We start from the raw sequence: 16,837 nt of genomic DNA, 5'->3' as shown, positions 1-16,837 counted from the left end.
GTCTGAAATAAGACAGCCTTCATTTTTTGGTGCTAGCTATTGGGCATAACCAATTTGTGCCAAAGGGGGTTCGGCACGTGTCTGAAGTTACGAGTATTTCTGTTTATCTAAATCAATCGCCCGAGTTTGAGCCAATCAATCCAAGTCACGCGATGAACGCGCGCCGTGGCGGATTTTTACAGGGCACGAAGATTGCCACCACCAGTGGCTGGAAGCCAGTCGAACGGATCGCTGTAGGTGATCTGGTTCGAACACTCGACCACGGTTTCAAAGAGGTGCGCCGCATCTCGACCAGTACCGTGGTCATTCCAGCAGATGAGCGGCGCGCTGAATATCTGCCGATCTTTGTACCGGCCCGTGCTGCCTTTAACGGGCGACCAGTTTGGTTGATGCCTGAACAAGGTATGGCACTTAGCTTGTCCAAGATTGATGAAGGGGCCGAAGGAATTTCGGTGGTGCCCGCACGTGTTCTGAATGGGGCTGGGCGCATGATGTCTCAAGCTCCGGGATCATCTTTTGAAGTCAGTTCGCTGTTCTTTGACGAGGATCAGGTGATCTTTGTCGAAGGGGGCTTGCAAGCGTTTTGCCCTTCGGGTCGCTTTTCGATGCGGGGGACAGCCCAAGTACAAGCATACAAGGTCGTGGACGAGACTGCCGCAGAAGACCTTGTCAATTCGATTGCTATCAAGGGCGACATGTCGGCCCTAGCAAACCCATTGGGTGCACTGCCTGCGCCCATTCCGCAGGACCCGATATTTCCGATCCGCCCGCCATCTGGGGTCAGGCGGCCTGGTCGACCGGGGCGCCCGAACGCGCCGGTTCTGTTCCTGCGGCCCGAATGGCAGATCTAACCAAACACTGACAAGAACGATGCAGGCGCGTGGTTTCACGCGCCTGCATCATTGTTTCAAGCGGCTTTTGCTTCGGGATTGAAGCGGCCATAGAAGCTCTGACCTTTTTCGGCCATTTCACGCAGCAGCGGCGGGCAGGTGAAGCGCTCGCCGTAGGTTGCGGCCAGTTGATCGCACCGCTCGGCCGCATAGGGTGTGCCGATGATGTCCAGCCAGCTGAGCGGGCCACCGGACCAAGGCGCAAAACCCCAGCCTAGAATAGCACCCACGTCACCTTCACGGATGTCTTCCAGAACGCCTTCTTCCAGCGCGCGCACCGCTTCTAGCACCTGCGCGAACATCAGGCGTTCCTGGACTTCGATCAGGTCAGGCTGCTCGGCGGCCAGCGGGTACTTGTCTTGCAGACCCTTCCAATATTCGACGCGCTTGCCCTTGTCGTCATAGTCGAAGAAACCCGCATTGGCCTTGCGACCCAGTCGGCCCTGTTCCTCCATCCAGAAGATCAGATCGTCCGAGGGGCTTTCGGGATAGGCATCGCCCATGGCCGTCTTGGTGGCGCGGGCAATCTTGGCGCCCAGATCAATCGAAGTTTCATCAGTCAGTTGGATCGGCCCAACTGGGAAGCCAAGCTGACGCGCGGCGTTGTCGATCAGAATCGGGCTGACGCCCTCGGTGATCATGCGCGCACCTTCGTTGATATAGGGGATGATGCAGCGGTTGGCATAGAAGAAGCGCGCATCGTTGACCACGATCGGCGTCTTGCGAATCTGGCGCACATAGTCCAGCGCCTTCGCTACCGCGCGATCACCGGTTTCCTTGCCCTTAATGATTTCGACCAGGAACATCTTCTCAACCGGCGAGAAGAAGTGGATGCCGATGAACTGTTCGGGCCGCACCGAGGCTTTCGCCAGATCTGTGATCGGCAGCGTCGAAGTGTTCGAGGCAAAGATGCAATCCTCGGGGATGATGGCCTCTACCTTCTTGGTCATCTCGGCTTTCACACCGGGGTCTTCGAACACGGCTTCGATAATCAGATCGCAGCCTTTCAGATGTTCCAGATCGGGGGTCGCGGTGATGCGGGCCAGCAGGGCTTCTTTCTTCTCAGCCGTGGCTTTGCCGCTCTTGATGCCCTTGTCCATATAGCTTTCGCTATACGCCTTGCCCTTGTCGGCGGCTGCCTGATCACGGTCGATCAATACGACCTCCATCCCGGCCTGAGCGGAAACCAGAGCGATACCGGCACCCATCATGCCCGCGCCCAGAACGCCGACCTTTTTAACGCGCTGATCTGGTACATCCTTGGGACGCACAGCGCCTTTCTCCAACGCTTCCTTGTTCAGGAACAGCGACCGGATCATGGCCGACGAAGACGGGTTCATCAGGACATTGGTGAACCACCGCGCCTCGATCTTCAGGGCGGTGTCGAAGTCAACCAATGCGCCTTCATAGATCGAGCTCAGCAGAGCTTTGGCCGCCGGGAACGCACCCTGCGTCTTGCCGTTCACCATCGCGCTTGCACCCACGAAGGTCATGAAGCCAGCAGGGTGGTAAGGTGCGCCGCCGGGCATCTTGTAGCCTTTCGCGTCCCAAGGCTTTACCAAATCGGCATCCTTGGCGTTCAGAACCCATTCCTTGGCTGCGGCAACCGGATCATCAGAAACTGCGTCGATCAGTTGCGCACCCTTGGCTTTCTTCGGGTCCATCATCTTGCCTTCCAGCAGCACCGGAGCGGCAGCCATCGCACCAACCATGCGGCTGTAGCGCATGGTTCCGCCGCCACCTGGGAAGATACCCAGCAGAATTTCGGGCAGACCGATCTTGGATTTCGGGTTGTCGGTCATAACGCGGTGATGGCAGGCAAGGGCGATCTCGGTCCCGATCCCGGCGCATGTGCCGTTGATTGCGCAGGCAATAGGCTTGCCGCCCTTCTTGGTCTTGGGGTCCATACCTGCCAGTTCCAGCTTGCGCAGAATGTGGTGGCCACCCATGACGAAATCGAACAGCGCTTGCGCCGGTTCTTCACCCGCCTCCTGGCGAATGGTGGCCAGCGTATTCAGGTCCATGCCGCCTGCAAACGAACCCTCTTTGCCCGAAGTGATGACGATCCCCTTGATCTCAACATCGTTCAGGGCCTGATCGATCAGTTGGCTGACCTCCTGAAACGCCTCGCGGGTCAGCACGTTCATGGATTTGCCCTGGGCGTCCCAGGTCACGAATGCGACGCCGTCCGCGTCTTTGCTCAGAGTGAAATCAGTCATTGTCATCTCCAATCTGGTCAGCCGTCAGCGGGCTGCCGTCTTTCCGGGTAAAGGTGTTCCCTTCATCCTTCACCATCATGTCTAAGTCGCTGTAAAAACAGGTCTCGGTCGGGGTCCGAGTGCCCACCACCAGAAAGGTCGCAGGCGCATCGGTTTTGTTCACAAGGTGATGGCCGTTGGCTTCACCAGCGGGCCAGGCGGCGCAATCACCGGGCTGCATCTCATGCTCTCCATCGTCGTCGATCAGCACGCATGTACCGCTGAGCATGATGGCAAACTCGTCCTGCTCCATGTGGTAATGACGCAGCGAGGACAGAGCTTGTGGCTCAAGCCGCACGACGTTGACCCCGAACTGGGTCAGCCCACCCGCATCTCCAACGCCCTTTTTGAAACGGCCTCCGACCGCCTCAGCCAGCTTGCCAGGATAGGACGAGCCACCCTTGAACGGGATCTGAGAGAGATCCAGCTTAGGCATCAGATCCGCTCGATAATCGTTGCTGCACCCATGCCGGACGCGATACAAAGCGTGGCCAGACCGGTTTCCTTGTCCTGACGCTCAAGCTCATCCAGCAGTGTGCCGATGATCATCGCGCCGGTTGCACCCAACGGGTGACCCATCGCGATCGAGCCGCCGTTCACGTTCACAAGGGCCGGATCGACGTCGAATGCCTGCTGGAACCGCAGCACGACCGAGGCAAATGCTTCGTTCACTTCGAACAGGTCCAGATCGCCGATCTTCATGCCATTGTCGGCCAGGATCTTTTCGGTCACCGGAACCGGGCCGGTCAGCATGATGGTCGGATCGGTGCCGATCTTGGCGGTTGCCTTGATACGGGCGCGCGGCTTGAGGCCGTATTTTTCACCGAACTCTTTGTTGCCGATCAGAACGGCCGCCGCGCCGTCCACGATGCCCGAACTGTTGCCCGCGTGGTGGATGTGGTTGATCCGTTCCAGATGCGGGTACTTGATCATCGCCACCTTGTCGAAGCCGGGCATCTGCTCGCCCATCATCTGGAAGGACGGGTTAAGCGCGCCGAGGCTCTGCATGTCAGTACCGGGGCGCATGTATTCGTCGCGATCGAGAATGGTCAGGCCGTTCTGGTCAGTCACCTTGATGACAGATTTCTCAAACCGGTTGTCTTCCCAGGCCTCTGCCGCGCGCCGTTGCGATTCAACGGCCAGCGCGTCTGCGTCGTCGCGGCTAAAGCCATACTCAGTAGCGATTATATCCGCTGAAATACCCTGCGGAACGAAATAGGTCTCCATCGCCAGCGAAGGATCAACTGCAATCGCCGCGCCGTCGCTGCCCATAGCCACACGGCCCATCATCTCAACACCGCCAGCGATATAAGCTTCGCCAGCGCCGCCTTTGACTTGGTTCGCCGCCAGGTTCACGGCTTCCATGCCTGAGGCGCAGAAGCGGTTGATCGCCAGTCCTGGGATCGACTGATCCAGGTCCGAGGCCAGAACCGCCGAGCGGGCCAAACAGCCGCCTTGTTCCATCACTTGCGTGACGTTGCCCCAGATCACGTCCTCGACGGCGTGGCCTTCAAGGTTATTGCGTTCTTTCATCGCGTTCAGGGTCAGGGCGGACAGGCGCACCGAGGTAACCTCGTGCAGGCTGCCATCCTTGCGGCCCTTGCCGCGCGGGGTGCGCAGGGCGTCATAAATGTAAGCTTCGGTCATGGGTCTTCTCCTTAAGCTCGATCCGACGGGTTGCCGGGCATCAGGTCATAGGGGTGTTTCCAGCCGGGCTGCTCGGATAACCGGGTCAGCCAGGCGTCGATATGGGGCCAGTCGGCGCGGTCAAAGCCGAATGGTTCGGGATAGTAAAGGTAGCCGCAGCAGCTGAGATCGGCGTTCGTAACGCCGTCACCGACGATCCAGTCGCGACCGTCCAAATGGGCGTTCAAAACTTGGTAAGCTGCCTTCAGGCGCCCCTGGTTAAAAGCAATTACGTCCGGGTTTCGGTGCTGTTCGGGCAGGAAATTGATCAGGAACCGCGTCAGCCCGGCCATTGAACTGAGCTTGTGGTTGTCCCACAAAACCCAGCGCAGGATGTCGTAGTTCTCATCCCGATCCTTGCCGCCGAATCTACCGGACTTCTCGGTCACGTAAGCCTGAATGGCACCGGACTGGCTGGTCCGAAAATCACCGTCGATCAGTACAGGCGCTTCGCCCATCTCATTCACTTCGGCGCGAAACTCCGGGGTGCGCGTCGCACCGTTGAAAAAGTCGACAAAGACCGGTTCCCAGTCCAACCCGGACATTTCAAGAGCGAGTGCGGCCTTGTAGCTATTTCCGCTTTCTCCGAAGCAATGCAGCTTTATGGTCATTCAATCGCCCCTCCCGTGGCGTTTGTGGATCGGTCGGTAGTTCCGTATTTGAAACGAGAAGAAGGGCAGGTTTACACTTTTCTCGTAACGGTTTCTTAAGGTTAATGCGGTTTCGTCCTCTTGCGGTACAGGCTGCCGAGCCGATGACCGTACGAGGAGAAGCCCCGCCGTCCCGGCTGAGTGCCACCTAGTGAGATCAGTTCCCGGATGGCGGGGTGGACGCGCATCCATATCTTCTTCTTGTTCCAAATACGGCCGCCGGAGGCGGAGTGATCGGTTGGCTTGTGTGTGCCATAGGCTTGGAGTTCCGACGTCACCGCTTTCGCGCTTCAAGTTCAGAGTTGAAAATCCGCAAGCGATGGGTCAGGTTTTCCTCATCAATCACGCTGTTGAAATTTTCGAACAGAAAAGACAGTGCTTCACCTTCGTCCAAACCGGCCTCACGCGCGAAGGCTTTGAGTTTGCGATATCCGTCTTCCGTCATGGCGACGGGAAAACGGCGGGTCAGGCGAAAGCGTTTTGGCATCTTTTCTCCTCCGGGTGCGGGCTCGGGCAGCTTTGCCCGAGCCAAGATTGAGATCAGAAATTCGCTGCGTCCAGTGCCATGACCGTGTCCGCGCCTGTCCGGATGCGCGCAAGGTGCATCGCCGTCGCAGGCAAGCGTCGAGCCATGTAGAAGCGGCCGGTGTTAATCTTGGTTTCGTAGAACTCTTTGTCCGACGCACCTCGGTCCAGCGCATCCTGTGCGGCTTTTGCCATTTGCGCCCACATCAGGCCCAGGCAGACATGACCGAACATGTGCATGAAGTCGTACGAACCTGACAGCGCGTTGTTCTGGTTCTTCATACCTTCCTGCATGAAGTACATGCCAGCGGCTTGCAGGTCCTTGGATGCAGCTTTCAGCGGTTCGATGAAGGCCTTGTCATATGCTTCGTCCTTGCCACCGTTTTCCTTGCAGAATGTTTTGACCATCTCAAAGAATGCCATGACGTGCTTGCCGCCATCCTGCGCTAGTTTGCGGCCGACAAGGTCAAGCGCCTGAACGCCATTCGCGCCTTCGTAGATCATCGCGATACGGGCGTCGCGGGTATATTGCGACATGCCCCATTCTTCAATGTAGCCATGGCCGCCATAGACCTGTTGAGCTTGTACGGTCATGTCATAGCCCTGATCCGTCAGGAAACCCTTGATGACCGGGGTCAGCAGCGAGATCAGACCATCCGCGTCCTTGTCACCCGCGCGGTGCGCTTTGTCGAGCATCGTCGCGCCCCACAGGATGAACGCCCGCGCCCCTTCGGTAAAGCTTTTCTGGTCCATCAGGTTACGGCGGATGTCAGGGTGTACGATCAACGGATCGGCAGGACCGTCCGGGTTCTTCACGCCGGTTACGTCGCGACCTTGCAGGCGGTCCTTGGCGTACTCCAGGGCATTCTGGTACGCGGCCTCGGCCTGTGCCAGACCTTGCATCCCCACACCAAGACGCGCTTCGTTCATCATGGTGAACATGGCGCGCATGCCTTTGTGTTCTTCGCCCAAAAGCCAACCGGTGGCCTCGTCATAGTTCATGACGCAGGTCGAGTTGCCGTGGATGCCCATTTTCTCTTCGATCTTGCCGACAGAGACGCCGTTACGCTCACCCGGTGTGCCGTCTTCGTTGACAATGAACTTTGGCACGATAAACAGCGACACGCCCTTGATGCCCTCGGGGCCGCCGGGAATCTTGGCCAGCACCAGATGGACGATGTTGTCGGCCATGTCATGGTCGCCGGACGAGATGAAAATCTTCTGCCCCGAGATCTTGTAGCTGCCATCGCCCTGTGGTTCGGCCTTGGTGCGCATCAGGCCCAGATCGGTGCCGCAATGCGGCTCGGTCAGGTTCATGGTGCCGGTCCATTCACAGCTGACCATGTTTGGCAGGTACTTGTTCTTCTGTTCGTCAGTCCCGTGCGCCAGTATGGCCGAGGCCGCGCCATGGGTCAGGCCCTGATACATGGTGAATGCCTGGTTGGAGCCTGAGAACATCTCGCCGACGGCGGTGCCAATTACATAAGGCATGTTCTGGCCGCCATATTCGTCCGGCATGTCGAGGCCAGTCCAGCCACCTTCCTTCATTTGCTCGAAGGCGTCTTTGAAACCGGTAGGAGTGTACACAATACCGTTTTCCAACCGGCACCCTTCTGTGTCACCCACGACATTCAGCGGATGCAGGACGTTGGTGGCAACCTTGCCAGCCTCTTCCAGAACCGCGCCGGTAAATTCGGCTTCCAATTCGTTATAGCCGGGCACATCCGACTGCGAGATTTTCAGAACGTCATGCAGGATGAACTGCGTGTCTTTGGTTGGCGCGTTGTAAACGGGCATGTGAAGCTCCCTTAATTCATATGTCCGGATGGCGGGTCGAGGTTATTCGGCCGCCTTCTTTTCCTGTTTCATCGAGGCGATAACCTTCTCGCCCCAGCGCAACTGCTCTTTCAGATCGTCGATGGCTTGCGTCAGTTCGCGGCGGCGTTCTTCCATGTCGGCCAGGCGTTCTAACGCGATTTCATAGGTGCGGGTCATCTGAGTGACCTGCTGGTCGCCCACATGGTACAGATCCAGAAGTTGGCGGATTTCTTCCAGGCTGAAGCCAAAGCGTTTGCCACGTAGAATCAGTTTCAGCCGCGCCCGGTCACGCTTGGTGAACAGACGTTTTTGGCCTTCGCGGATCGGGAACAAAAGTTCCTTGGCCTCGTAAAACCGCAATGTGCGTGGTGTGACATCATAGGTCTCGCACATCTCGCGGATTGTCATCACATCTTCGGTCATTCGTCATACTCTCGTCACTGGCGTCATGAAACATGAGTTGCGCAGTTGCTTTGCGCTTTACAACACGTGAGTGACGTTTACGTAATTCAGACGCTGCGTCATTTCAAAGTTGACGTAACATCCGAACGCGTAAACGCTGATTGATGAAATTTTCTTTCCCTAAGGTCACGCGAAAACCCAGCCTTTTGCGTGTGTGAAAGTTGTTATCACACGCATGAGGTGTGCTGAGCCGCGCTGACTTGGCGAAGCAGACTTAAGAATACGGGGGGTTATTCCAGAGACTTTGCCGTCTGATCGCGCAGACGCTTCAGCTCATCCATCGCTTCGTCCAGTTGCTGGCGCTGCTGTTCAAGCTCGCTCATCTGACGATCAGCCATTTCGACAAATGTGGCCATTTGCGCCGCGTTGCCCTGATCTTCATAGATCAACAGCCATTGGCGAATCTCTTCCAGTGGGAAGCCAAACTTACGGCCACGCATGATCAGCTTCATCCGGGCGCATTCCCGCGCACCGTAAAAGCGGGACCGACCTTCGCGGTCCGGCTGCAAAAGTTCGATGTATTCGTAATAGCGCAGGGTGCGCGGCGTTACGTCGAACTCGGCACACATCTCTTTGAATGACAAACGATTGTTGGACATTCCTGATCTCCTCGCCAGCAACCTAGGCGGTCCCGATCCCAAGCGCAACAGGTGGGCTTGCCCTTTGCCGATGCAGCGGCTCATAAAGGGGGCGCAGAGAACAGGACAGATAACGATGGTCGACAAGACAGTTTTAGCCCGCCAGTTTATCGAGGCGATCCCTCATGCGCGGGCTTTGAACCTGACGCTGACCCATATCGGCGAGGGTGAGGCAGAGATTACCCTGCCATACAACGAGGACCTGATCGGAGATCCGCGCACCGGCGTGATCCATGGTGGGGCGATCTCGACCATCTTGGATACATGCTGCGGCGCTGCTGTCATGAGCCACCCTTCCGCGCCCGGCGGGACAGCAACTATCGACCTCCGGATCGACTACATGCGTGCGGCAAAGCCAGGTCAGACCATTACCGCCAGCGCGACCTGCTATCACATCACGCGGAACGTTGCCTTTGTTCGGGCCACTGCAGTGGATAACGACAAGGACTTACCGGTGGCGACTGCGGCCGGCTCTTTCACGGTTGAGGGGAAGTAACATGGCAAGACCGCGTCCAGAACCCGTGCAGGTGGTCAAGCAAAGGCGTGATTCGGCATTGCGCGCGTTGGTTGATGGTGTTCCTTACATCCGTTTTCTCAACATCGGCTTCGACCGACGCGGTGATGAATTGACCGGTGTTCTGCACTTTGATGACAAGCTGATTGGCAATCCGTTTCTGCCTGCGATTCACGGCGGCGTGACAGCTGCGTTTCTCGAAGTGACAGCCGTCATCACGCTTAGCTGGGAACACATGTTCCCAAGCATAGAAAGCGGAGAGATAGACGCCGAAGCCATCGTGACGGACAAGAGCATTCGCTTTCCCAAGACAATCGACTTTACCGTTGACTACCTACGCTCAGGCTTGCCACGCGATGCCTATGCGCGGGCCTTTATCAGCCGATCCGGTCGGCGCTATGCCTCGGTCCGGGTTGAAGCCTGGCAGGACAACCATGCAAAACTTTTTGCGCAAGCGTCCGGGCATTTCCTGATGCCTCAACCTCCCAGAGATAAGGGCTGACCATGCAGGACGCATCGGCGCCCATCACGCATAGGCGGGTGCTGAAGATCGCAGTCCCGATTGTTCTGTCGAACGCAACCGTGCCCATTCTTGGCGCGGTCGATACGGGCGTTGTGGGGCAAATTGGGCAGGCCGCACCGATTGGTGCCGTTGGCGTGGGCGCGGTCATTCTGGCCTCGATCTATTGGATATTCGGTTTTCTACGCATGGGCACGACCGGTTTGGCTGCCCAAGCGCGCGGGGCAGGTGACGTGGTGGAAACCCGTGCTTTGCTGATCCGGGGCTTGATGTTGGGTGCAGCGGCCGGTGTGTTCTTTGTTCTTGCGCAAGCAGCGGTCTTTGCCGGGGCATTTGCCCTGTCACCTGCCAGCCCCGAGGTTGAGGCATTGACGCGCACCTATCTCGAGATTCGTATTTGGGGTGCTCCGGCCACCATTGCTTTGTATGCCGTGACCGGATGGCTGATCGCGGTTGAACGGACGCGTGGCGTTTTCATTCTGCAAATCTGGATGAACGGGCTGAATATCGTTCTGGACCTTTGGTTTGTTCTGGGGCTGGGATGGGGCGTGGAGGGCGTCGCTGTGGCCACCCTGATCGCCGAGTGGACTGGCTTGGCGCTGGGCTTGTGGCTGTGCCGGGACGGATTCGAAGGCAAAATCTGGCGTGACCGGGCCCGGATTTTCGATGCCGCGCGCCTGCGTCGAATGATGCAAGTCAACGGTGACATCATGATCCGTTCCGTCCTTTTAACAGGCTCGTTCACGACCTTTTTGTTTGTCGGCGCGGATCTGGGCGACGTGACGTTGGCCGCCAATCAGGTTCTTCTGCAATTCCTTGAGATCACAGCCTTCGCCCTGGACGGGTTCGCCTTTTCGGCCGAGGCTTTGGTCGGTGGCGCAGTCGGTGCGCGGGATCGGCACCAGCTGCGACGCGCCAGTATCATGGCATCGCAATGGGGGCTTGGTGGAGCCATGTTACTGGGGGCTGTGTTCTTCCTGGCTGGCCCGGCCCTGATTGATCTGATGTCAACCTCGCCCGAGGTGCGTTTGGCCAGCCGTGACTACTTGTTTTGGGCGGCGTTAGCGCCAGTTGTCGGTGTGGCCAGTTGGATGTTTGATGGCATCTACATTGGTGCCACTTGGACCCGCGCCATGCGCAACGCAATGATTCAATCCGTAGCGATCTATGTGGTCGCTCTGTTCGTTCTGGTACCGAGCTTTGGCAATCACGGCCTTTGGGCCGCACTGATGGTTCTGAACATCGCGCGGGGTGCGACGATGGGCTGGCGCTATCCCAAGCTTGAAGCGCAAGTGGCCTAAAGCAAAGCCAACAGGTTCTCCGGCGGACGCCCGATGGCAGCTTTGTCAGCGGCAATGGCCAGAGGCCGTTCGATCAGAATGGGGTTCTCGGCCATGGCGCGGATCAGCTCGTCATCCGATGCGGTTTTTGCCAGCCCCAATTCCTTGAACCGCTTCTCGCCGGTACGCACCATGTCAATTACAGGCAGTCCCAGTGCTTTCTGAGCGGCCCGCAACGCATCGGCCGAGGGCACATCTTCAAGGTATTTTCGCAATGTGATCTGCGCACCCTTTTCTTCCAAAAGCGCCAGTCCGGCGCGGGATTTGGAACAGCGGGGGTTATGCTAGTATTCGATCACAGCCAGTCCTCTCGTTTGCTGCCCACGGCCTCGGCAACGCTGTCATAGCCATCACGCGCCAGCAATTGATCTAGCCCATGCGCGATATCAGCAGCAAGTGAGATCCCACCGTAAACCATGGCGGTATAGAACTGTACAGCAGACGCCCCGGCGCAGATCTTGGCGTAAGCCTGTTCTGCGTTGCTGATGCCGCCGACGCCGATCAGCGGGATTTCTCCACCGGTCAACTGGCTCAGCTTTGCCAGCACGCGGGTGGATTTTTCGAACAAAGGCGCGCCAGACAATCCTCCGGCTTCACCTTTATGCGCGCTACGCAACCCGTCACGCGACAGGGTGGTGTTGGTGGCGATCACCGCATCCACGCGGGTTTCGCGAGCAACCTCAGCAATGTCCTGCAACTCAGGCTCGGTCAGATCAGGCGCAATTTTCAGAAAGATCGGAAGCGGGCGGGGCAGTGCATCGCGTATTTCGATCACACCATTCAACAGCGCGGTCAGCGCGGCCTTGCCCTGCAAATCGCGCAGTTTTTCCGTGTTCGGTGACGATACGTTTACGGTGGCGAAATCCAGATGTGCCGCGCAATGTGCCAGAACTTTCGCAAAATCACCTGCTCGGTCTTCGCTGTCTTTATTGGCCCCAAGGTTCAGGCCGATCACAGCGTCTTTGGGGCGCTCTGCCAGCCGTTTGGCCATCACCTCCATGCCTTCGTTGTTGAAACCAAAGCGGTTGATGGCTGCCTTGTCCTCGGTCAGACGAAACAGGCGTGGTTTGGGGTTTCCTAGCTGCGGACGGGGCGTGACTGCGCCCACCTCGATAAAGCCAAACCCGGCGCGCGACAGAGGTGCGAGGACCTCACCGTTCTTGTCGAAACCAGCGGCCAGGCCGACCGGATTTGGCAGATCCACACCCGCCAAGTTGGTTTTCAGGCGCGGTGTTGTCACAGGCCCCGGCGCGGGCGTTAGACCGGATTTCAACGCCTTGATCGACATGCCATGAGCAGCTTCGGGGTCCATGCGGTGCAGAGCGTTCAGCCCCAGTTTTTCAATCAGTTTCATCCGAAGGCCTTTCCGCTTTCCCCTGATCCGCACCGGATCAGGCGCGAGGTTTCGACCGCAGCCTGACGATGGATCACCGCCGCCCGGTACACCGGGTCTGTCACCATTTCAAGGAACGCGTGTGCTGTCGGATAGCGTGCGATAAAGACGGCATCCCATGTTTCATCCGACGGCCCAATGAGAGTTGTTTCAAACACCCCACGCCACAAAATGCTTGCCCCGATACGTGCAACAATCGGCGCAGTTTCAGCGCCGTATTTCTGATAGGCTTGTGCCCCGGTCAGCCCCGCGCCCGCCAATTCATGCGCAGCAGGATACTGCGCTGTGGCCCGGAATTTCACCAGATTGAGCATTTCAATTGGCTGGTTCCGGTCCAGAGCCTTAAATGCCTCGAACTGATCCCGTTCCGGGTCGATAAAGGACGTCATTCCATATCCTCGGGGAACTGGTGAACAGCACCGTCAAACGGCAGGGGGCGTGACCAGACAACGTCGCTAAGCCGGATCTGGCGATAGAGATGCGGGAACAGGGCACCGCCGCGCGATACTTCCCATTTCAGATCGTCGCCCATGGCGTCGGCATTACAGGCCAGTAACGTCAGATAATCCACACCTGCGAAGTGTTTCGCCGCCGTCTCAGCAGCTTGTTCAGCCGTTGAAAAATGGACAAAGCCATCGGTGACATCAATTGGCGCGCCATCTGTCGCGCCCTTGTCTTGCAAGGCGGCCCATTCATCGGCCCGGAAAATTTTGTAAATCAGCATATCGATCTGATGCCCCGCGCAGCGCTTGGAATCAAGCTGGATTTCCTCTTTGACTCTTGGGCGTCATAGGCGCACGATCTCTGAAAATATAAACAGGGAGATTCAGTATGTTGACCCGATTTCTGGCGTCTACAGCAATTCTTGGCCTGACTGCCGGCGTGGCAGCGGCCGAATACAAGCTAACCATTCTGCACACCAACGACATTCATAGCCGCATCGAGTCGATAAACAAATACGACTCGACCTGCGATGCTGAGGATGAAGCAGAAGGTAAGTGTTTTGGCGGGGTTGCGCGCCTCAAGACGATCGTTGATTCCCGCCGTGATGCGCTGGCGGATCAGAATGTTCTGCTGCTGGACGCCGGGGACCCGTTCCAGGGATCGCTGTTCTACACCACCTACAAAGGTTCAGCAGAAGCCGAATTTATGGAAGCGATCGGCTATGACGTCATGGCCGTGGGCAACCACGAATTTGACGACGGCCCGGAAGGGTTGGCGTCGTTTATTGAAACGGTCAGCTTTCCGGTGATTTCAGGCAATCTGGACCTGTCATCGTCGGCCGAGCTGAAGGGCAAGGTTGAAAACCATGTGGTGCTTGATGTCGGCGGACAGAAAGTGGGCATCATCTCGGCGTTGGCTACGGATACGGTCGAAACGTCAAGCCCCGGCAAAGATGTCGTGTTTCAGGACGAGATCGAAAGCCTGAAAGCGGATGTGGCCGCTTTGCAGGATGAAGGCGTCAATATCATCATCGCGTTGAACCATGTGGGACTGGCCAAGGATCTGGAAATTGCAGAACAGGTGCCGGGGCTTGACCTTGTGGTCGGTGGCCATTCGCACACGCTTTTGTCAAATACACAGGAAGGCGCCGCCGGGGCATACCCGACGATGGTCGGCGATGTGCCGGTTGTTCAGGCGTATGCCTATTCCAAATACCTGGGCGAAATCACACTGACCTTTGATGACGATGGCAATCTGATCGCCGCAGAAGGAGAGCCCATACTGCTGGACGCCTCAGTCACACCTGACGAAGGCATCGCGGCCCGCGTGGCCGAAATGGGCGCGCCAATTGAAGAGATGAAGCAACGCGTTGTTGCAAGCTCGGCCGCCGCGATTCAGGGCGACAGGTCGGTCTGTCGGGTACAGGAATGCGAAATGGGCAACCTTGTGGCCGACGCGATGCTGGCCCGTGTCGCCGATCAGGGTGCGCAGATTGCGATCGCCAATTCAGGTGGCCTGCGCGCTTCGATCGATGAGGGCGACGTGACCATGGGTGAAGTTCTGACGGTGCTGCCGTTCCAGAACACGTTGTCCACTTTTGAGATCACCGGTCAAACCGTCATTGATGCGCTGGAGAATGGTGTTAGCCAAGTTGAAGAAGTAAAAGGCCGCTTCCCGCAAGTCGCGGGCCTGAGCTACACTTGGGACCCAAGCATGGCCCCGAACGAAGGCCGCATCAGTGAGGTCATGGTGGCCGAAGGTGATGGGTTTGTTCCGATTGACCCGAACAAGACCTACCTCGTTGTGACCAATAACTATGTGCGCAACGGCGGCGACGGGTACTCGATGTTCGAAGGCGACGACAAGAATGCCTATGATTTCGGCCCCGATCTGGCCGATGTCACAGCTGAATATCTGGCGGAAAACGCGCCGTATCAGCCTTATCTGGATGGGCGTATCAAGCAGAAGTAAATCTACCGTCTGAAACAAAAAAGCCGCATCCAGGTGATGCGGCTTTTTTTGTTTCGCTGCGTGTCAGCTGAAATCGTATTCCGGCCAGAGTTTCGGGTCAAAGCCGTCCAGCATTGCCGTTATGTGATCGGCCACTTCGCGCCAGCCGCCAATTGACTTGGTCGAGATCTTGCTTCGCACTTGATCCACACTGGCCGTGCGAACCTGTTTTGTGTTTTTCTCGGGGTGTACCATCGACTCGTGCCAATCTACTCCGCAAAATTCAGCCACGCGCTGGCTGTGGGTTTTGGGATCTGCCACCAACTCTTCGTAGGGCAAAGTTAGGATCTTACCTTCGAACACCGTGTCCCAGTGCGCTATATAGCGGCGATAGAGATTGGCGGAATGTGCAATGGCGTCCAGACTTGAGGCGTAGTTCATGCCGCCTGCGGGAAAACGTCTGATCCATTTCGACAAACCGACGTCTCTGGGATCGCGCAGCATGTTGACAATCTTGGCGTTGGGGAAGGCGGCCAGAATAAACCCAACGCGCTGGTAATTGTGCGGCAGCTTATCGACAAACCCAATCGAGTTTTCCGGTATGTTCGGCATGTTTTCCCGATACGAGCGCGCGATGTCTTTTGCGGCTTCCGCGTCAAACACCTTGTCGGTTGCGTGGAAATTGTTTGTCAGTTCCGGGATCAACATCAACTCACCGCACCCGGCGATGTCGGGGGCCGAACTCAGCATCATTTCCATCAGGGTCGTGCCGGATCGCGGCTGTCCAATCACAAAAATCGGCAGCGGCGCTTCGGACTGGATACCTTCAAAGGATGATGTTCCTTCGGGGAACAGCTCGATGATTTTGTGCAGCTTTTCTTCTTCTGCTGCAAAGTCATAAGGCACCGCGTCGTGTTGTACGGCATTTGCTTTTGCAAACTGGGGCAAAGCCGCGGCGATACCGTCGGTTTTTTGGACAAGATGCGCCTTGGCAAATTCTAGCTCTTGCAGGGGTTCATCTTTTTCAGCCGCCGCAGCCTCGACCGCAGACATCAATTGCGGCACGTTCTCTTTTGACGCCATTGTGGCCGCTTGCAGCAGAGCATTTGCGTGATGGGGTTGAGTGTTCAGGATGTCGTTTAAGATACTGAACGCCATTTCCTTGTCGCCAGAATGATGCAGATTGAGCGACTTTTGGAAAGCGACCATGATGTTTTCCGGTGCCAAGTCATAAGCGCGTTCTATGTCACGCGTGCTTTCCTCGACAAAGCCCATCTGAAGATAAGCCCGCGCCCTTTTTGCAAGAAGTTCCGGGTTGTTAGGGTCCGAAGCAAGGCTATGCGTTGTGAACTCGACAATCGAACGCCAGTTTCGGCCTTCGCGCTGAATCTCGTCAATGACCCGGCGAAGTTCCTTGTTGTTGGGAAACTGTTCCACCTTTTGTTCGGCATATGTCAGTGCGCGCGTGATTTGTCCCGTTTGCATCAGGGCATTTGCCAGGTTTTCGGCAAATTGCGGATCATCGGGTTTCTTGCGCGAGGCTTCCAAAAAGTGGGGTATGGATTTCTTGTACTGCTTCAGCTCTGTCAGAACAAAACCGGCGATTGCATGAAAATCCGAGTCCTTGGGGAATTTCTTGACCCCAAACTGGGCTTTCTTCAAGGCCTGTTGCAGTTTGCCTGTTTCCAAAAGGGAAATTGCTTTGCTCTTGAGGGTTTGAGCGGTTTGGTTTTTCATGTGACCCGAAAG

17 protein-coding genes and 1 pseudogene are annotated in these 16,837 nt (G+C 57.1%); 5 read left to right on the top strand and 13 right to left on the bottom strand.

Features of this window, described 5'->3' with window-relative positions:
• The first annotated feature begins 77 nt into the window (after positions 1 to 77).
• The gene (locus GS632_RS15895) at positions 78 to 851 is read left to right on the top strand and encodes a Hint domain-containing protein (protein WP_348540071.1); all 774 of its coding nucleotides are present in this window, start codon (positions 78 to 80) and stop codon (positions 849 to 851) included.
• Positions 852 to 907: 56 nt separating this feature from the next.
• On the opposite strand, the gene GS632_RS15890 is transcribed toward GS632_RS15895, so the two are convergent.
• The 8 genes from GS632_RS15890 to GS632_RS15855 form a co-directional block, all read right to left on the bottom strand.
• A complete protein-coding gene (locus tag GS632_RS15890) occupies positions 908 to 3,109 on the bottom strand; it encodes a 3-hydroxyacyl-CoA dehydrogenase NAD-binding domain-containing protein (protein WP_171238232.1) in 2,202 nt (733 codons plus the stop codon).
• Entirely contained in the window at positions 3,102 to 3,584 is a 483-nt protein-coding gene (locus GS632_RS15885) for a cupin domain-containing protein (protein WP_171722183.1), read from the bottom strand. The genes GS632_RS15890 and GS632_RS15885 overlap by 8 nt, the downstream gene beginning before the upstream one ends.
• Positions 3,584 to 4,795: an acetyl-CoA C-acetyltransferase gene (locus GS632_RS15880; protein WP_171722182.1), complete on the bottom strand. Its 1,212-nt coding sequence runs from the start codon at positions 4,793 to 4,795 to the stop codon at positions 3,584 to 3,586. The genes GS632_RS15885 and GS632_RS15880 overlap by 1 nt, the downstream gene beginning before the upstream one ends.
• Before the next feature lie 11 nt (positions 4,796 to 4,806).
• The gene (locus GS632_RS15875) at positions 4,807 to 5,445 is read right to left on the bottom strand and encodes a glutathione S-transferase family protein (RefSeq protein WP_171238235.1); all 639 of its coding nucleotides are present in this window, start codon (positions 5,443 to 5,445) and stop codon (positions 4,807 to 4,809) included.
• Positions 5,446 to 5,758: 313 nt separating this feature from the next.
• Positions 5,759 to 5,971, bottom strand: coding sequence for a hypothetical protein (locus GS632_RS15870; protein WP_171091078.1), 213 nt, complete (start codon positions 5,969 to 5,971; stop codon positions 5,759 to 5,761).
• 53 nt (positions 5,972 to 6,024) lie between these two features.
• On the bottom strand, positions 6,025 to 7,806 hold the full coding sequence (locus GS632_RS15865) for an acyl-CoA dehydrogenase C-terminal domain-containing protein (RefSeq protein ID WP_171238236.1): 1,782 nt from the start codon (positions 7,804 to 7,806) through the stop codon (positions 6,025 to 6,027).
• A 42-nt stretch (positions 7,807 to 7,848) separates the two neighbouring features.
• A complete protein-coding gene (locus tag GS632_RS15860) occupies positions 7,849 to 8,250 on the bottom strand; it encodes a MerR family DNA-binding transcriptional regulator (protein ID WP_171091075.1) in 402 nt (133 codons plus the stop codon).
• Between the two features lie 269 nt (positions 8,251 to 8,519).
• Positions 8,520 to 8,888 (bottom strand): MerR family DNA-binding transcriptional regulator, encoded by a 369-nt coding sequence (locus tag GS632_RS15855; RefSeq protein ID WP_171177553.1) that lies wholly within the window; start codon positions 8,886 to 8,888, stop codon positions 8,520 to 8,522.
• A 115-nt stretch (positions 8,889 to 9,003) separates the two neighbouring features.
• On the opposite strand from GS632_RS15855, the gene GS632_RS15850 reads away from it, so the two are divergent.
• From GS632_RS15850 to GS632_RS15840, 3 genes are read left to right on the top strand one after another with little or no spacing between them, the layout of a single operon-like run.
• Positions 9,004 to 9,423, top strand: a complete 420-nt coding sequence (locus GS632_RS15850; RefSeq protein WP_171177551.1) for a PaaI family thioesterase — start codon at positions 9,004 to 9,006, stop codon at positions 9,421 to 9,423.
• Between the two features lies 1 nt (position 9,424).
• Complete coding sequence (locus GS632_RS15845; RefSeq protein ID WP_171722181.1) at positions 9,425 to 9,943, top strand: PaaI family thioesterase; 519 nt, start codon at positions 9,425 to 9,427, stop codon at positions 9,941 to 9,943.
• A 2-nt stretch (positions 9,944 to 9,945) separates the two neighbouring features.
• Entirely contained in the window at positions 9,946 to 11,262 is a 1,317-nt protein-coding gene (locus GS632_RS15840) for an MATE family efflux transporter (RefSeq protein ID WP_171722180.1), read from the top strand.
• On the opposite strand, the pseudogene arsC reads toward GS632_RS15840, so the two are convergent.
• From arsC to GS632_RS15820, 4 genes and pseudogenes are all read right to left on the bottom strand, one after another.
• Positions 11,259 to 11,585: pseudogene (gene arsC, locus GS632_RS15835) on the bottom strand (arsenate reductase (glutaredoxin)); the annotation flags it as partial. The gene GS632_RS15840 and the pseudogene arsC sit on opposite strands and share 4 nt — an antisense overlap.
• Positions 11,586 to 11,596: 11 nt before the next feature.
• Positions 11,597 to 12,655, bottom strand: a complete 1,059-nt coding sequence (locus tag GS632_RS15830) for a quinone-dependent dihydroorotate dehydrogenase (protein WP_171619751.1) — start codon at positions 12,653 to 12,655, stop codon at positions 11,597 to 11,599.
• A complete protein-coding gene (locus GS632_RS15825) occupies positions 12,652 to 13,083 on the bottom strand; it encodes a DUF1330 domain-containing protein (protein ID WP_171238239.1) in 432 nt (143 codons plus the stop codon). Before GS632_RS15825 ends, GS632_RS15830 begins: the two co-directional genes overlap by 4 nt.
• On the bottom strand, positions 13,080 to 13,418 hold the full coding sequence (locus GS632_RS15820; protein WP_171238240.1) for a DUF952 domain-containing protein: 339 nt from the start codon (positions 13,416 to 13,418) through the stop codon (positions 13,080 to 13,082). The genes GS632_RS15825 and GS632_RS15820 overlap by 4 nt, the downstream gene beginning before the upstream one ends.
• Positions 13,419 to 13,525: 107 nt before the next feature.
• Here GS632_RS15820 and GS632_RS15815 point away from each other — a divergent pair, with 107 nt between their 5' ends.
• Positions 13,526 to 15,109: a bifunctional UDP-sugar hydrolase/5'-nucleotidase gene (locus GS632_RS15815; protein WP_171238241.1), complete on the top strand. Its 1,584-nt coding sequence runs from the start codon at positions 13,526 to 13,528 to the stop codon at positions 15,107 to 15,109.
• A gap of 63 nt (positions 15,110 to 15,172) precedes the next feature.
• Here the strand turns inward: GS632_RS15815 and GS632_RS15810 are convergent, their stop codons facing one another.
• Positions 15,173 to 16,825, bottom strand: coding sequence for a tetratricopeptide repeat-containing sulfotransferase family protein (locus GS632_RS15810; RefSeq protein ID WP_171238242.1), 1,653 nt, complete (start codon positions 16,823 to 16,825; stop codon positions 15,173 to 15,175).
• Between the last annotated feature and the right edge of the window lie 12 nt (positions 16,826 to 16,837).

This window comes from Ruegeria sp. HKCCD7296 (assembly GCF_013110775.1).
Classification (GTDB): Bacteria; Pseudomonadota; Alphaproteobacteria; order Rhodobacterales; family Rhodobacteraceae; genus Ruegeria.
The sequence above is the reverse complement of the archived record's forward strand: the minus strand, read 5'-3'. Positions and strand labels throughout refer to the sequence as shown.

Bases quoted from the DNA above. Each gene is read 5' to 3' on its own strand.
- GS632_RS15890 (WP_171238232.1), bottom strand. From the start codon at position 3,109: ATGACTGATTTCACTCTGAGCAAAGACGCGGACGGCGTCGCATTCGTG.
- GS632_RS15885 (WP_171722183.1), bottom strand. From the start codon at position 3,584: ATGCCTAAGCTGGATCTCTCTCAGATCCCGTTCAAGGGTGGCTCGTCC.
- GS632_RS15880 (WP_171722182.1), bottom strand. From the start codon at position 4,795: ATGACCGAAGCTTACATTTATGACGCCCTGCGCACCCCGCGCGGCAAG.
- GS632_RS15875 (WP_171238235.1), bottom strand. From the start codon at position 5,445: ATGACCATAAAGCTGCATTGCTTCGGAGAAAGCGGAAATAGCTACAAG.
- GS632_RS15870 (WP_171091078.1), bottom strand. From the start codon at position 5,971: ATGCCAAAACGCTTTCGCCTGACCCGCCGTTTTCCCGTCGCCATGACG.
- GS632_RS15865 (WP_171238236.1), bottom strand. From the start codon at position 7,806: ATGCCCGTTTACAACGCGCCAACCAAAGACACGCAGTTCATCCTGCAT.
- GS632_RS15860 (WP_171091075.1), bottom strand. From the start codon at position 8,250: ATGACCGAAGATGTGATGACAATCCGCGAGATGTGCGAGACCTATGAT.
- GS632_RS15855 (WP_171177553.1), bottom strand. From the start codon at position 8,888: ATGTCCAACAATCGTTTGTCATTCAAAGAGATGTGTGCCGAGTTCGAC.
- GS632_RS15850 (WP_171177551.1), top strand. From the start codon at position 9,004: ATGGTCGACAAGACAGTTTTAGCCCGCCAGTTTATCGAGGCGATCCCT.
- GS632_RS15845 (WP_171722181.1), top strand. From the start codon at position 9,425: ATGGCAAGACCGCGTCCAGAACCCGTGCAGGTGGTCAAGCAAAGGCGT.
- GS632_RS15840 (WP_171722180.1), top strand. From the start codon at position 9,946: ATGCAGGACGCATCGGCGCCCATCACGCATAGGCGGGTGCTGAAGATC.
- GS632_RS15830 (WP_171619751.1), bottom strand. From the start codon at position 12,655: ATGAAACTGATTGAAAAACTGGGGCTGAACGCTCTGCACCGCATGGAC.
- GS632_RS15825 (WP_171238239.1), bottom strand. From the start codon at position 13,083: ATGACGTCCTTTATCGACCCGGAACGGGATCAGTTCGAGGCATTTAAG.
- GS632_RS15820 (WP_171238240.1), bottom strand. From the start codon at position 13,418: ATGCTGATTTACAAAATTTTCCGGGCCGATGAATGGGCCGCCTTGCAA.
- GS632_RS15815 (WP_171238241.1), top strand. From the start codon at position 13,526: ATGTTGACCCGATTTCTGGCGTCTACAGCAATTCTTGGCCTGACTGCC.
- GS632_RS15810 (WP_171238242.1), bottom strand. From the start codon at position 16,825: ATGAAAAACCAAACCGCTCAAACCCTCAAGAGCAAAGCAATTTCCCTT.